This is a genomic window from Ancylobacter moscoviensis, from assembly GCF_007559435.1.
GTDB lineage: Bacteria > Pseudomonadota > Alphaproteobacteria > Rhizobiales > Xanthobacteraceae > Ancylobacter > Ancylobacter moscoviensis.
This window is the reverse complement of sequence record NZ_VMBP01000002.1, coordinates 643,655-657,170: the sequence shown is the minus strand read 5'-3', so window position 1 is coordinate 657,170 and position 13,516 is coordinate 643,655. Positions and strand designations below refer to the sequence as shown.

14 protein-coding genes and 1 tRNA gene are annotated in these 13,516 nt (G+C 66.6%); 6 read left to right on the top strand and 9 right to left on the bottom strand.

Going from position 1 to position 13,516, the window contains the following annotated elements:
- Positions 1 to 323 precede the first annotated feature (323 nt).
- From clpP to FO470_RS09190, 4 genes are all read right to left on the bottom strand, one after another.
- Positions 324 to 956: an ATP-dependent Clp endopeptidase proteolytic subunit ClpP gene (gene clpP / locus FO470_RS09205; protein ID WP_144342624.1), complete on the bottom strand. Its 633-nt coding sequence runs from the start codon at positions 954 to 956 to the stop codon at positions 324 to 326.
- Positions 957 to 1,112: 156 nt separating this feature from the next.
- Entirely contained in the window at positions 1,113 to 2,468 is a 1,356-nt protein-coding gene (gene tig, locus FO470_RS09200) for a trigger factor (protein ID WP_144342623.1), read from the bottom strand.
- A 135-nt stretch (positions 2,469 to 2,603) separates the two neighbouring features.
- Positions 2,604 to 2,688, bottom strand: a tRNA-Leu gene (locus tag FO470_RS09195).
- A 147-nt stretch (positions 2,689 to 2,835) separates the two neighbouring features.
- Complete coding sequence (locus FO470_RS09190; protein WP_144342622.1) at positions 2,836 to 4,326, bottom strand: NAD(P)H-hydrate dehydratase; 1,491 nt, start codon at positions 4,324 to 4,326, stop codon at positions 2,836 to 2,838.
- Between FO470_RS09190 and FO470_RS19515 the strand changes: the two genes are divergently transcribed.
- From FO470_RS19515 to glnA, 3 genes are all read left to right on the top strand, one after another.
- Complete coding sequence (locus FO470_RS19515) at positions 4,325 to 4,483, top strand: hypothetical protein (RefSeq protein WP_186291891.1); 159 nt, start codon at positions 4,325 to 4,327, stop codon at positions 4,481 to 4,483. The genes FO470_RS09190 and FO470_RS19515 overlap by 2 nt on opposite strands.
- Positions 4,484 to 4,692: 209 nt before the next feature.
- Positions 4,693 to 5,031 carry a P-II family nitrogen regulator gene (locus FO470_RS09185; RefSeq protein ID WP_013167021.1) on the top strand — a complete coding sequence of 113 codons (339 nt, stop codon included), beginning with the start codon at positions 4,693 to 4,695 and terminating at the stop codon, positions 5,029 to 5,031.
- A gap of 134 nt (positions 5,032 to 5,165) precedes the next feature.
- Entirely contained in the window at positions 5,166 to 6,575 is a 1,410-nt protein-coding gene (gene glnA, locus FO470_RS09180) for a type I glutamate--ammonia ligase (RefSeq protein WP_144342621.1), read from the top strand.
- 84 nt (positions 6,576 to 6,659) lie between these two features.
- On the opposite strand, the gene FO470_RS09175 is transcribed toward glnA, so the two are convergent.
- The 4 genes from FO470_RS09175 to rplM form a co-directional block, all read right to left on the bottom strand.
- Positions 6,660 to 7,856 carry a GGDEF domain-containing protein gene (locus FO470_RS09175; protein ID WP_144342620.1) on the bottom strand — a complete coding sequence of 399 codons (1,197 nt, stop codon included), beginning with the start codon at positions 7,854 to 7,856 and terminating at the stop codon, positions 6,660 to 6,662.
- A 108-nt stretch (positions 7,857 to 7,964) separates the two neighbouring features.
- On the bottom strand, positions 7,965 to 9,143 hold the full coding sequence (locus FO470_RS09170) for a GGDEF domain-containing protein (protein WP_144342619.1): 1,179 nt from the start codon (positions 9,141 to 9,143) through the stop codon (positions 7,965 to 7,967).
- Positions 9,144 to 9,314: 171 nt separating this feature from the next.
- Positions 9,315 to 9,791 (bottom strand): 30S ribosomal protein S9, encoded by a 477-nt coding sequence (rpsI, locus tag FO470_RS09165; RefSeq protein WP_144342618.1) that lies wholly within the window; start codon positions 9,789 to 9,791, stop codon positions 9,315 to 9,317.
- Between the two features lie 2 nt (positions 9,792 to 9,793).
- Positions 9,794 to 10,255, bottom strand: a complete 462-nt coding sequence (gene rplM / locus FO470_RS09160; RefSeq protein ID WP_144342617.1) for a 50S ribosomal protein L13 — start codon at positions 10,253 to 10,255, stop codon at positions 9,794 to 9,796.
- Between the two features lie 295 nt (positions 10,256 to 10,550).
- On the opposite strand from rplM, the gene FO470_RS09155 reads away from it, so the two are divergent.
- Complete coding sequence (locus FO470_RS09155) at positions 10,551 to 10,991, top strand: CoA-binding protein (RefSeq protein ID WP_144342616.1); 441 nt, start codon at positions 10,551 to 10,553, stop codon at positions 10,989 to 10,991.
- A gap of 7 nt (positions 10,992 to 10,998) precedes the next feature.
- On the opposite strand, the gene FO470_RS09150 is transcribed toward FO470_RS09155, so the two are convergent.
- Positions 10,999 to 11,598: a tyrosine-protein phosphatase gene (locus FO470_RS09150; protein ID WP_144342615.1), complete on the bottom strand. Its 600-nt coding sequence runs from the start codon at positions 11,596 to 11,598 to the stop codon at positions 10,999 to 11,001.
- 235 nt (positions 11,599 to 11,833) lie between these two features.
- Here FO470_RS09150 and FO470_RS09145 point away from each other — a divergent pair, with 235 nt between their 5' ends.
- Together FO470_RS09145 and FO470_RS09140 are read left to right on the top strand one after the other, a co-directional pair.
- Positions 11,834 to 13,126: an O-acetylhomoserine aminocarboxypropyltransferase gene (locus FO470_RS09145; RefSeq protein ID WP_144342614.1), complete on the top strand. Its 1,293-nt coding sequence runs from the start codon at positions 11,834 to 11,836 to the stop codon at positions 13,124 to 13,126.
- Positions 13,127 to 13,326: 200 nt separating this feature from the next.
- Positions 13,327 to 13,488 carry a DUF1127 domain-containing protein gene (locus tag FO470_RS09140; RefSeq protein ID WP_144342613.1) on the top strand — a complete coding sequence of 54 codons (162 nt, stop codon included), beginning with the start codon at positions 13,327 to 13,329 and terminating at the stop codon, positions 13,486 to 13,488.
- Positions 13,489 to 13,516 lie beyond the last annotated feature (28 nt).

The following is a 13,516-nucleotide window of genomic DNA, read 5'->3' as shown; positions in this document are numbered from 1 at the left end:
CAGGCCGCCGCGGGCCTCCAAGGGGGGAGAAACGCGACGGCTCGAAAAGGCCGTCAAAAGGAAGCGACTAAAGGGTCCAATCGATCGACCTAGCCAAGCATGCTTGGATCGACACGATCAAGAAGGCATTCGAACCATCCCCGACTTAGCGCGGATAGGGCGCCTGCCCCGTCGTCCCCTGTCACACCTCCCGGCGACACTTCATCCAGATGTCATGCAAGCGCGATACCGCGATGCACGCAAGTCCGCGCTTCACATCCGCGCGGACCTGCACCTCAATATAGGAAGCCGGCGTGGCTTCGGAAACACGGCGTCAACGCCCGTCAGGGCTTGGCCGGCGCCTCATCCGGGCGCTTGTCGATCACATTATCGATAAGTCCGAAGGACTTGGCGACATCCGAGGTCATGAAGTTGTCGCGCTCCAGCGCGTCCTCGACCGCCTGCAGGTCCTGCCCGGTGTGCTTCACATAGATCTCGTTGAGCCGCTTCTTGAGGCTCAGGATCTCCTGCGCGTGCAGCATGATGTCGGTCACCTGGCCCTGGAAGCCGCCCGAGGGCTGGTGCACCATGATTCGCGCGTTCGGCAGCGCGAAGCGCATGCCCTTCTCGCCCGCGGTCAGCAGCAGCGAGCCCATCGAGGCCGCCTGGCCGATGCACAGCGTCGACACCGCCGGCTTGATGAACTGCATCGTGTCGTAGATGGCGAGACCCGACGTCACCACTCCGCCCGGGGAGTTGATGTACATCGAGATTTCCTTCTTCGGGTTCTCCGCCTCGAGGAACAGGAGCTGCGCGACCATGAGGGTCGACATGTTGTCCTCGACCGGGCCGGTCAGGAAGATGATGCGCTCCTTCAGGAGGCGCGAATAAATGTCGTAGGAACGCTCGCCCCGGTTGGTCTGTTCGACCACCATCGGGACCAGATAATTCATGTAAGTATCAATCGGGTCACGCATATTCCGTTCCTCAGCGGGCCGGCGGCGAACGCCTCCCGCGAATCCACCCCCACCCACAATAATGGGAAAGCGCGTCCCCGCCAGTCCGCAGGGCCAATAAGCCGCGGACAACGGAGCCACGCCTTTGGGGCGCGGCTCCGCCGGCTACCGGCGACCTCAGGCCGCCTTGTCTTCCTCGTCCTCGGCGTAGAGTTCCTCGCGCGAAACGGGGATCTCGTTGACCTTGGCGAGTTCGAGCAGGAAGTCGACGACCTTCTCCTCGAAGATCGGCGCGCGAAGGCTCGCGAGCGCCTGGGCGTTCTTGCGATAGAATTCCCAGACCTGCTGTTCCTGCCCGGGGAACTGGCGGGCACGCTCGACGACGGCGCGGGTCACTTCGTCGTCGGTGACCTGGATGTTGTTCTTCTCACCGATTTCCGCAAGGACCAGGCCGAGGCGCACGCGGCGCTGGGCGATCTTCTCGTAGTCGGCGCGGGCGGCCTCCTCGGTGGTGCCCTCGTCGGCGAAGGTCCGGTTCTGCGCCTGCATCTCCGAGGTCACCGAATCCCAGATGCCCTGGAATTCCTGCTCGGCCAGCGTCGGCGGCACCTCGAACTGGTGCAGGCCGTCCAGCGCATCGAGCAAGCGGCGCTTCACCTTGTTGCGGCTCTGCGCGTTGTGCTCCTGGGCGATGCGGCTCTTCACCTGCTCCTTGAGCGCGTCGAGGCTGTCCATGCCGAGCGTCTTGGCGAATTCGTCGTCGATCGTCAGCTCGGCGGGCGACTCGATCATCTTGGCGGTCACCTCGAAGGAGGCGGCCTTACCGGCGAGATGCGCGGCCTGGTAGTTCTCGGGGAAGGTGACGTTGACCGTGCGGGTCTCGTCTTCCTTGATGCCGACCAGCTGCTCCTCGAAGCCGGGGATGAAGCTGTTGGAGCCCAGCACCACCGGGACGTCCTCGCCCGAGCCGCCCTCGAACTTCTCGCCGTCGATCGAGCCGACGAAGGAGACGGTGACGCGGTCGCCGTTCTCGGCGGCGGCGTCCGGCTTGGCGGCGTAGGGGCGGTTGGCCTCGGCGATGCGGTTGACGGTCTCCGCGACCTCCTCGTCGCTCACCGCGAGCACCGGCTTGTCGAGCGCGATCGACTTGAAGTCGCCGAGCTCGATCTTCGGCAGCACCTCGATGCCGACCGTGTAGGACAGGTCGGCCTTGCCCTCGATCACCTCGTTGACCGCCGCCTCGTCCTGCGGCAGCTCGACCTTCGGCTGCATGGCGAGCTTGAAGCCGTTGTCCTCGACGATCTTGGTGTTGGCCTCGTTCACCGCCTGGTCGATCACCTCGGCGAGCACCGACTTGCCGTACATGCGCTTGAGGTGCGCGACCGGCACCTTGCCGGGGCGGAAGCCGTTGAGACGGACCTTGTCCTTGAGGTCGTTCAGGCGCGCATTGGCCTTGGCGTCGAGTTCGGCGGCCGGCAGCACCACGCGATATTCGCGCTTGAGACCTTCGGCGAGGAGTTCGGTGACCTGCATTTTCAATCGGCCTTCGTCTTGTTTGCCGCTTGCGCGGAGCTCTCGAATTTCTGGGTGCGAGCACGGCGCCTCGGCGCCATGAGCCTCGCTTCGGTGCACATCGGTCGGGAGGCGGCGCCGGACAAGGGCGAGAGCTGGTGCGGGCGGAGGGACTCGAACCCCCACGACTCTCGCCACTGGAACCTAAATCCAGCGCGTCTACCAGTTCCGCCACGCCCGCGTAGCGTTCCAACACCCCGCAGGGCGCACAAACGCGTACCCGAGAGGGAGCCGCCTGCCGGGTGCGGGCTTATAACACGGCGCTGCCGCAGCGCCAGCCCTAAATGCGCGGGCGCGCGTCCTGCCGAAAGCCCGTCCCGGCCTGTTCCTATATGGAGAGTCCGAGATCGAGAAACAACCGCCGATAGACCGGCCGCAGTGCCTCGATCAGGTCGTCCGCCACCAGCCCCGGCCCGGCCTCCCGCGCCGCCTCGCCGTGCAGCCAGACGCCGGCCGCCGCGGCCTCCAGCGGCGGCATGCCCTGCGCGAGCAGCCCGCCGACGATGCCCGACAGCACGTCCCCCGCCCCGGCGGTAGCCAGCCAGGGCGGTGCGTTGGCGGCGATCGCCGCCCGCCCGTCCGGGCTCGCGACCACGGTGTCCGGCCCCTTCAGCAGCAGCGTCGCGCCGAGCCGCGCGGCGCCGGCCCGCGCCCGCTCCAGCCGCGAGGGCGCCTCCAGCACCTCCGGGCACCGCGCGAAGAGCCGGGCGAATTCGCCGTCATGGGGCGTCGCCACGGCGGCGGGAGACGCCTTGATGATCGCCGCCAGCGTGTCGACATCGCCCTTGAAGGAGGTGATGAGATCGGCGTCGAGCACCAGCCGCCGGTCGGCACAGGCCAGCAGCCGGTCGCGGGCGCCCTGCCCCAGCCCCACGCCGGGGCCGATCACCACCGTCGACAGCCGCCGGTCGGTCAGCAGATGCGCCAGCCCGGCCGCGTCCTCCACCGGACGCACCATCACCGCCGACAGATTCGTCGCGTGGATGACCATCGCCGCCTCCGGGCACGCCACGGTCACGAGGCCCGCCCCCGCCCTCAGCGCCGCCCGCGCGGCGAGCCGGGTGGCGCCCGTCGCCCGCGCCGGGCCGGACACCGCCACCAGATGGCCGCGCGAATATTTGTGCCCCTGCGGGCGCGGCACCGGAAAATGCCCCGCCCAGAACTCCGGCACGTTCTCGAAGGCGCGCGGCCGCAGGACGTCGAGCGCCTCGGGCCGGATGCCGATATCGGCGACGGTCAGCGGCCCGGCGTGCAACCGGCCCGGCAGCAGCAGATGACCGGGCTTCGGCCGGAAGAAGGTGACGCTCCGGCGCGCCGTGATGGCCGCCCCTCGCACCGCCCCGGTCGCCCCGTCGATGCCGGAGGGCAGGTCGACCGCCAGCACCGGCAGGCCGCTCGCGTTCACGCGCTCCACCAGCGCGCGGGCCGCGCCGTCGAGATCGCGCGCCAGCCCGGCGCCGAACAGCGCGTCGACGATGAGATCGACATCCTCCAGCGGCGCCTCGGGCGCGGCCTCCACGGGACCGCTCCAGCGCCCCGCCATGATGGCGGCGTCGCCTCGCAACCTCTCCCGCTCGCCGAGCACGGCCAGCCGGACACCGTAGCCCGCCCCCGCCAGATGGCGCGCCGCCACGAAGCCGTCGCCGCCATTGTTGCCCGGCCCGCACAGCACCAGGACCCGCGATCCGACGCTGGCCATCCCCGCCGCCGCCCGGGCGACGGCAAGGCCGGCCCGCTCCATCAGCACCTCGCCGGGAACGCCCGCGGCGATGGTGAAGGCATCGGCCCGCCCCATCTCGTCAGGGGTGAGAAGTTCCATGAACGCATCCCGCGTAAAGACCATTCACCCGTGGCGGATGGCGCATTTCGAAGACCGGGCGAGCTTAGGCGAAAATCGGGGCCGCGAGCGAGAAACCGGGCAGGAAGCGGCAATCGTCGGCATCTGCTCAAATTTCGCGCGCCTCCGGGCGGCATGACACCGTGATCCATGCTCAATAAGTCGGCATAATGATTATTTCTTAGCCATCTTATTGAAAAATCCGGTTTGGGGTCCCCCTAGCCGCCGTGCAATGATGTGATATCGCAGTGTTTTGGAGACGGTGAAAGGGCTTGGCATGGGTTCTGCTTCTACGCGACCCGACTCGGCCGGGCGTCGCGGATCGTCGAGTCAGGGAGACGGGATCAGATGAAGAAGATTGAGGCCATCATTAAGCCCTTCAAGCTGGACGAGGTGAAGGAAGCGCTGCAGGAAGTCGGCCTGCAGGGCATCACCGTCACGGAAGCCAAGGGCTTCGGCCGGCAGAAGGGGCATACGGAACTGTATCGCGGCGCGGAATACGTCGTCGACTTCCTGCCCAAGGTGAAGATCGAGATCGTGGTGAGCGACGAGACGGTCGAGACCGCCATCGACGCGATCCGTCGCGCCGCCCAGACGGGCCGGATCGGCGACGGCAAGATCTTCGTGTCGAACATCGAGGAAGCCATCCGCATTCGCACGGGCGAGTCGGGCGTCGACGCCATCTGACAGCAAGCGTAAGATGCTAGAGCCTATCGAGCGCGCCGCATCCTGGCCGATGCGGCGCGCATCGTTGTTCGACCATCCGCTTGGGACCCATCTGCCATGACAAAAACGGCAGTATCGAAAGAGGTACGAATAATATGACGACGGCCAAGGATGTACTGAAGCTTATCAAGGATAACGACGTAAAATATGTCGACCTGCGCTTCACCGATCCGCGCGGCAAGTGGCAGCATGTGACCTTCGACATCTCGATGGTCGATGAGGACTTCTTCGCTGAAGGACAGGCGTTCGACGGTTCGTCCATTGCCGGCTGGAAGGCGATCAACGAGTCCGACATGCACCTGCAGCCGGACCTCGATTCCGCCTGCATCGATCCGTTCTTCGCCGAGACCACGCTGGTCGTGGTGTGCGACGTGCTCGAGCCGACCACCGGCGAGCCCTACGGGCGCGATCCGCGCGGCATCTCGAAGAAGGCCGAGGCCTATCTGAAGTCGACCGGCATCGGCGACACCGTCTACATCGGTCCCGAGGCCGAATTCTTCATCTTCGACGACGTGCGTTTCAAGGCGGATCCGTACAACACCGGCTTCAAGCTCGATTCCGTCGAGCTGCCCACCAATGGCGACACCGAATATGAAGGCGGCAACCTCGGCCACCGGGTGAAGACCAAGGGCGGCTACTTCCCGGTCCCGCCGGTCGACAGCTGCCAGGACCTGCGCGGCGAGATGCTGGCGGCCATGGCCCGCATGGGCGCCAAGGTCGAGAAGCACCACCACGAGGTGGCTTCGGCCCAGCACGAGCTCGGCCTGAAGTTCAACACCCTGGTAACGATGGCCGACCACCTACAGGTCTACAAGTACTGCATCCATCAGGTGGCGAACGTCTACGGCAAGAGCGCGACCTTCATGCCGAAGCCGGTCTTCGGCGACAACGGCTCGGGCATGCACGTGCACCAGTCGATCTGGAAGAACGGCAAGCCGCTCTTCGCCGGCAACAAATATGCCGACCTCAGCCAGGAATGCCTGTGGTACATCGGCGGCATCATCAAGCACGCCAAGGCGCTGAACGCCTTCACCAACCCGCTGACCAACTCCTACAAGCGTCTGGTCCCGGGCTATGAGGCGCCGGTCCTGCTCGCCTATTCGGCGCGCAACCGTTCGGCCTCCTGCCGCATCCCCTACACCACCTCGCCGAAGGCGAAGCGCGTCGAGACCCGCTTCCCGGACCCAGGCGCGAACCCCTACCTCGCCTTCGCCGCGCTGCTGATGGCCGGCCTCGACGGCATCCTGAACAAGATCGATCCCGGTCCGGCGATGGACAAGGACCTCTATGATCTCCCCCCGAAGGAGCTCAAGAAGATCCCGACCGTCTGCGGCTCGCTGCGCGAGGCGCTGTCCTCGCTCGACAAGGATCGCGAGTTCCTGAAGAAGGGCGGCGTCTTCGACGACGACTTCATCAACTCCTACATCGAGCTCAAGATGACCGAGGTCATGCGCTTCGAAATGACGCCGCACCCGGTCGAGTTCGAGATGTACTACTCGGTCTGATCGGCCGGTCGTTCATCGGAAACGGAAAGGGCGCCCCGGTGGCGCCCTTTCTTTTTGGGTTGGCGGCCGCCCGCGAAGCTTGCCTCAGGCGGCGGGCGCGCGCGCCGTGCCGAAGAAGACCACTTCCACGCGGTCCCTGCCCTTCGCCTTCGCCTCGTAGAGCGCGGCGTCGGCCCGCTCCATCACGCCCGCGAGGGAGGCTTCGGCGTGCAGCGCCGTATGCGAGGGAACGACGTCGCCGACGGCGAGGCCGATGCTCGCCGAGCAGGTGATCGGCCCGCTGCCGAACCAGTCCGCCTGAAGCTCCTCCCGGAAGCCGCGCCGCACCTCCTCGGCCGCGTGGCGGGCGGGTAGCGGTTGCGCTACGGGTAGCAATGCTACGAACTCCTCGCCACCGATCCGCGCGACGATAGCGTCCGGTTGCAACCGAAAACGCAACACCTCGGCGAAGGCCACTAGCACCCGGTCGCCGGCGGCGTGTCCGTAGGCGTCGTTGACCTGCTTGAAGCGGTCGAGATCGAGGATCATCAACGCCATCGGCCCGCCCTTGCGGCAGACGGGCAGCGCCTCCTCCATGAAGCCGCGCCGGTTCAGCAGGCCCGTCAGCGCGTCGCGCTGGGCGGCGCTGCGGTAGAGCAGTTCCGAGCGCTCGCGCACCATCAGCACCAGCGTGAACGTCGCCAGTATCATGACGGCGATGCCGAGGACCCCGACCCAGACATAGCGGGGATCGGTGAACAGGCGGACATGGTTGCCCTCCCCCAGCGCGGAGGCCGCGGGAATGCGCGCCAGCATCGCGACGAACGCGACCGCCAGAAATCCCAGCGCGGCGCCGCGTATACGCGACGGCAGGACCCAGCCACGCCAGAGCTGCCGGATCGACAGCAAGGCCAGCGCGCTGGCAAGACCCGCCCCCAGGACGATGCGGCTCGCGATCCCCTCGCGGAACGGCGGAAGCTGGCAGAGCAGGATCCAGAGCGCCGGCGCGATGAAAATCCAGCCGAAGCCGGGACGCTTGCGGTCGAAGACACGCAATCCGGTCCAGAGCAGCCCGTAACCGAGCAGCATCGACCCGTTGGCCACCTCGATGGACAGGAAGTCGGGAATCACCCCCCGCGCCATGACGCCGGCGGTTCCGGCCACGAACAGCGCGCAGAACGCCGCCCAGTGCAGCAGCGCCGGTTCCTCCGGCGTCAGCAGCCAGACCAGCACCATGGCAGCCGCCAGCATCAGTCCCACGAACAGGACGACCGACCACAACGTCAACGGATCGAAGATCATGCGGCGGCAACGCGGCTGAATCGCTACGTAACTATTGGCAACAAGACGCGCCGGGACGCAAGTGACCCGGCCGCAACCGCTCGCCACACGGGCCGAATTGACGGAGGGTCAGTGCACGAGTGAGAACGGTGCCACTGCTACCCGATTGCGACCGTTGGACTTCGCCTCATACAACGCCCCATCCGCTCGGCGCTGCAGCATTTCCAGCCGCGCCCGCGCCATCGTATCCACCTCGACTGGTGGGAGGGGGGTGTGGGCTACTCCTATGCTACAGGAGCAGCGTAGCGCTTCTTCTCCCAACTCATTGATCGTACTTTGGAATCCGGATCGTATGCGTTCCGCTGCCTGTAGCGCGGCGGTCTCCGTCGCACCGGGTAGCAGAACCGCGAACTCCTCCCCGCCGATACGGGCGACGATGTCGGCCTGGCGCAGATTGAGGCGCAGCGCCTGCGCGAAGGCCACCAGCACGCGGTCGCCGGTGGCATGGCCGAAGCGGTCGTTGACCTGCTTGAAGTGGTCGAGGTCGAGCAGCATGAGCGAGATCGGCCCGGCGCCCATGCAGCACAGCGTGGCGAGTTCCGCGAAGCCGCGCCGGTTCAGAAGCCCCGTCAGCTCGTCGCGCCGCGCGGCGCTGCGATGGATCAGCTCGGCGCGCTCGCGCACCAGCAGCACCAGCGCGCAGTTCAGGAAGATGGTGATGCCGATCGCCACGAGGCCGATGATGGCATTGCGGGGATGGGTGAAGATGACGAGCTGGTTGTCGGACACCTGCGTCGAGGCCAGCGGGATACGGGCGAGGTTCAGCACGAGAACGACGACCAGCAGCACGAACACGGCGAGCCGCGGCTGCGACGGCACCACCCAGCCACGCCAGGCCTGCACCAGCGAAAGCGTCACCAGCACGCCGATCAGGGCGGAGATCAGCATCACGCGGTTGCCGACCGACTCACCGAATGCCGGCAACTGGCACAGCGCGATCCAGAGGACGGGGGCGACGAACGCGTAGCCAAGGCACGGCCGCCGCCGGTCGAAGCGGCGCAGGCCGCACCACATCACCCCGTAGGCGAACAGAATCGCCGCGTTGCCCAGCTCGATGGATACGAAATCGGGGATCAGCCCGCGGGCCATGCCTGCGGAGACACCGGCCACCAGAAACCCGGTGAAGGCCGCCCAATAGATGAGCGCCGTCTCTTCCGGGGTCAGCAGCCAGACAAAGAGCATCGACCCGGCCAGCAGCATGCCGACGACCAGGACCACAAGCCACAAGGTCCAGGGATCAAGCAACATGATATGCCGAGCGAACTGCCCGCCGCGATGAACTCCCCCGGCCCCGACTATCGGCGAAACTTTCCGCAGGCCCAAGCGAAAAGGTATCGGGGAACAAAGGGCATCACGGCGACCGCCAAACAAAAAGGGCGGACCGAGGTCCGCCCTTCGAGATTGCCGGTAAAGGCGATATCAGCGCTTCGAGAACTGGAAGCTGCGGCGGGCCTTGGCCTTGCCGTACTTCTTGCGCTCGACCACGCGGCTGTCGCGGGTCAGGAAGCCGCCCTTCTTCAGCGGGCTGCGCAGCTCGGGCTCATAATAGGTGAGCGCGCGGGAGATGCCGTGGCGCAGCGCGCCGGCCTGGCCGGAAAGACCGCCGCCGGAAACGGTGGCGACGACGTCGTACTGGCCGGTGCGGGCCGCCGTGGTGAAGGGCTGCTGGATGATGAGGCGCAGCACCGGGCGGGCGAAATAGGTCTCGACGTCACGCTCGTTGACGAGGATCTTGCCGGTGCCCGGACGCACCCACACGCGGGCGACCGCGTTCTTGCGCTTGCCGGTGGCATAGGCGCGGCCCTGCTTGTCCAGCTTCTGGACGTGCTTGGGGGCCTCGGCGGCCTGGGTCTTGAGGGCCTCGAGCCCGTCGAGCGACTGAATGAGCTCAGCCATGATCAGTTCCCCACATTCTTGCGGTTGAGCGCGGCGACGTCGAGCGTCTCCGGCTGCTGGGCCTCATGCGGGTGGCTGCCACCCTTGTAGACGCGCAGATTGCCCATCAGCTTGCGGCCGAGCGGACCGCGCGCCAGCATGCGCTCGACCGCCTTCTCGACCACGCGCTCCGGGAAACGACCGTCGAGGATGAACTTCGCAGTCCGCTCCTTGATGCCGCCCGGGAAGCCGGTGTGGTGGTAGTAGACCTTGTCGTCGCGCTTGCGACCGGTCAGCACCACCTTCTCGGCGTTGATGACGACGACATTGTCGCCGCAATCGACGTGGGGGGTGTAGGTGGGCTTGTGCTTACCCTTGAGGCGGGTAGCGATGACGGTCGCGAGACGGCCGACCACGAGGCCGGAAGCGTCGATCACGACCCACTTCTTCTCGATGTCGGCCGGCTTTGCCGAGTAGGTCTTCATGAGATTGTCCATTGCCAAGGGCGCGGGAGCACCCCGCACTTCTCTCGTGGCGGTGCTTCTAGCCGAGAGCCCCCGCAACGTCAATGCAGGGATACGAGAAATAAATACGTAAAATCAATGAGTTGCAAGATAGGTATTTTTATACCTCTCTCTAACCCCTTGAAATGGGCACCCCCACGGCGCGTCCCCCCGCTCCCGGCACCGGCCGCCCTCCCCCGGACGGGAGGCGACACCATATGAGAAGGCGCCTCCGGCGAATTCCGCCCCTGCCGATCAACGCCTCCGGGAAGCCGAGATGAACCACGACCATTATGACGACGCCTATATCGCCGACTGGCTCGGCAAGGTCCGCACCATCGCGGTCGTCGGCGCCAGCCCCAAGCCGGAACGGCCGAGCCACGGCGTCGCCCGCTTCCTCGCGCTCCACGGCTACAAGGTGTTCGCGATCAATCCCGGCCAGGCCGGACGGAACATCGCGGGCCTGCCGACCTATGGACGGCTTGCCGATGTGCCCGAGCCGATCGACATGGTCGACGTGTTCCGCGCGCCGGAATATCTCGCGGCCGTCGTCGACGAGGCCCTCGCCCTTTCGCCGCGCCCGAAGCTGATCTGGACGCAACTCGGCGTGCGCGACGACAGCGCGGCCGCGAAGGCCGAAGCGGCCGGCGTCGCGGTCATCATGGACCGCTGCCCGGCCATCGAGATCCCGCGCCTGCACCTGCCGCGCGTGGCCTGACGGCGCCTTAGCTGTCGGGATAGCCGAGGCTCGGCTCCAGACGCTCGAACGTCTCGTCCATCGCGTAGAAGGGGGCGAAGGGCAGACCGATATGCCCGAACAGCGGCGAGAGCTGAAGCTCGGCGGTGAACTCGTCAGCCTTCTTGACCGCGGCGAGATAGAGCGCGGCGGCGAGCCCGGTGCGGTCCGACCCGGACCGGCAATGGATGAGAATCGGGCGCGGAACATCGGCGAGCACGCGGAAATACTCCGCCACCTGCTGCTCCGTCAGCTCGCGCTGGGCCGACCATCGCATGTCGATCAGCCGTACATTCGCCTCGCCGGCGATGCGGGCCTCCTCGCGGTACCAGTCGCGCGCCTCGGCACGGCCCCGCAGATTGATGATGGTGCGGATGCCCCGGCTCTCGATCACCTCGCGCAGCCGGTCCGGCGCGAGAGTGCCCGAGCGATAAAGCTCGCCGGGCACCACCGTGTGCAGATTGCCGTTGAGGTAGAACCAGCCGGCATAGAGGCCGATCAGCAGCAGGCCGCCTCCGGCCAGCGCGGCGAGGCCGCGTCTCCAGAGTGCCGGCTTCCTGCCGCTCCCGCGCGATGTTCCAGCCGGCATGTTCCGCCCCGCACGCCCCTTCGCACGCCCCCTGCCCTTCGAGAGGCGGCGGCACGCTAGGACGACGAAGCTGTCAGCCGGCTGTCAGGGCGCGCGATGCAAACAACATGACGAGCATGCTGTTTAAATATTTTGCCACCGATATTGCGTTTTTTAACGAAGCAATGAGACTGCCCTCGACCGCTCGACCGAAGCCGTCCAACAGTGCCGTTTCGCGCGCCGACAGGAGAACGCCATGACCGACGCCCCCCAGCATAGCCCCGGCTTCGCCACCCTCGCCGTCCATGCCGGCGCCCAGCCGGACCCGACGACCAAGGCACGCGCGACGCCGATCTACCAGACCACGTCCTTCGTCTTCGACGATGTGGACCACGCGGCCTCGCTGTTCGGGCTCAAGGCCTTCGGCAACATCTATACGCGCATCGGCAACCCGACCAACGCCGTGCTGGAAGAGCGCGTCGCGGCGCTCGAAGGCGGCACCGCCGCGCTCGCCGTCGCCTCCGGCCACGCCGCGCAGCTCCTCACCTTCCAGACGCTGCTCTCGCCGGGCGACGAGTTCATCGCCGCGCGCAAGCTCTATGGCGGCTCGATCAACCAGTTCAACCACGCCTTCAAGAGCTTCGGCTGGAACGTGGTGTGGGCCGATTCGGACGATCTCGCCTCCTTCGAGCGCGCCGTCTCGCCGCGCACCAAGGCGATCTTCATCGAATCCATCGCCAATCCCGGCGGCATCGTCACCGACATCGCGGCCATCGCGAAGATCGCCAAGCGCGCGGGCGTGCCGCTGATCGTCGACAACACGCTGGCGACGCCCTACCTCATCCGCCCCTTCGAGCACGGCGCCGACATCGTCATCCATTCGGCCACCAAGTTCCTCGGCGGCCACGGCAACTCGATCGGCGGCGTCATCGTCGACGGCGGCTCGTTCGACTGGCTGCGCGAGGGGCGCTACCCGTTCCTGTCGCAGCCGCGCCCGGAATATGAGGGCATCGTCATCGGCGAGACCTTCGGCAACTTCGCCTTCGCCATCGCCGCGCGCGTGCTGGGCCTGCGCGACCTCGGGCCGGCGCTCTCGCCCTTCAACGCCTTCCTCATCCTGACCGGCATCGAGACGCTGCCGCTGCGCATCCAGCGCCATTGCGACAACGCCCTCGCCGTCGCCCAATTCCTCGCCGAGCACCCCAAGGTCTCGTGGGTGAGCTATCCGGGCCTGCCGGGAGACCGCTATTACAACCTCGCCCGGCAATACGCGCCGAAGGGCGCCGGCGGGGTGTTCACCTTCGGGCTGAAGGGCGGCTACGAGGCGGGCGTGGCGTTGGTGTCGGGCGTGAAGCTGTTCTCGCACCTCGCCAATATCGGCGACACCCGCTCGCTGATCATTCACCCGGCATCGACCACCCACCGCCAGCTCGCCGACGAGCAGAAGACGCTGGCCGGCGCGGGACCGGACGTGGTGCGGCTGTCGGTCGGTATCGAGGACGCGGCGGACATCATCGCCGATCTGGAGCAGGCGCTGAAAAGCGCCTGATTCCGCCATCTTTCGGCCCGCCTTGCCGATTGTGAACGAATTGTGCAGCGCGTCATGCGCGGCGCGCAAAGCTGGGCTGCGGTATATTTCCTACCAAATGGGCAGGATGTCGAATATCTAGGCATCAACATGATTAATGGACGTGCAGCGCCCCGGTCGTCGGGATGCCGCGATCCGTTTCCTAACCGATGGAGATCGACATGCTGCTCTGGGGCCTCGTTGCCAAGCAGATCCGCCGCTGGCAGGCTTACCGCCGCACTCTCGTTGAGCTTTCCCAGCTCGACGACCGCACCCTCGCCGACATCAACGTCTCGCGCGGCGAGATCGCGAATGTTGCGCGCCGTGCTGCCGCTGCGGCCTGAACCGACGGATCGACCGGACGTCGCGTCC

Coding starts and splice junctions, on each gene's coding strand:
- clpP (WP_144342624.1), bottom strand. CDS start 956: ATGCGTGACCCGATTGATACTTACATGAATTATCTGGTCCCGATGGTG.
- tig (WP_144342623.1), bottom strand. CDS start 2,468: ATGCAGGTCACCGAACTCCTCGCCGAAGGTCTCAAGCGCGAATATCGC.
- FO470_RS19515 (WP_186291891.1), top strand. CDS start 4,325: ATGAACGCATCCCGCGTAAAGACCATTCACCCGTGGCGGATGGCGCAT.
- FO470_RS09190 (WP_144342622.1), bottom strand. CDS start 4,326: ATGGAACTTCTCACCCCTGACGAGATGGGGCGGGCCGATGCCTTCACC.
- FO470_RS09185 (WP_013167021.1), top strand. CDS start 4,693: ATGAAGAAGATTGAGGCCATCATTAAGCCCTTCAAGCTGGACGAGGTG.
- glnA (WP_144342621.1), top strand. CDS start 5,166: ATGACGACGGCCAAGGATGTACTGAAGCTTATCAAGGATAACGACGTA.
- FO470_RS09175 (WP_144342620.1), bottom strand. CDS start 7,856: ATGATCTTCGATCCGTTGACGTTGTGGTCGGTCGTCCTGTTCGTGGGA.
- FO470_RS09170 (WP_144342619.1), bottom strand. CDS start 9,143: ATGTTGCTTGATCCCTGGACCTTGTGGCTTGTGGTCCTGGTCGTCGGC.
- rpsI (WP_144342618.1), bottom strand. CDS start 9,791: ATGGCTGAGCTCATTCAGTCGCTCGACGGGCTCGAGGCCCTCAAGACC.
- rplM (WP_144342617.1), bottom strand. CDS start 10,255: ATGAAGACCTACTCGGCAAAGCCGGCCGACATCGAGAAGAAGTGGGTC.
- FO470_RS09155 (WP_144342616.1), top strand. CDS start 10,551: ATGAACCACGACCATTATGACGACGCCTATATCGCCGACTGGCTCGGC.
- FO470_RS09150 (WP_144342615.1), bottom strand. CDS start 11,598: ATGCCGGCTGGAACATCGCGCGGGAGCGGCAGGAAGCCGGCACTCTGG.
- FO470_RS09145 (WP_144342614.1), top strand. CDS start 11,834: ATGACCGACGCCCCCCAGCATAGCCCCGGCTTCGCCACCCTCGCCGTC.
- FO470_RS09140 (WP_144342613.1), top strand. CDS start 13,327: ATGCTGCTCTGGGGCCTCGTTGCCAAGCAGATCCGCCGCTGGCAGGCT.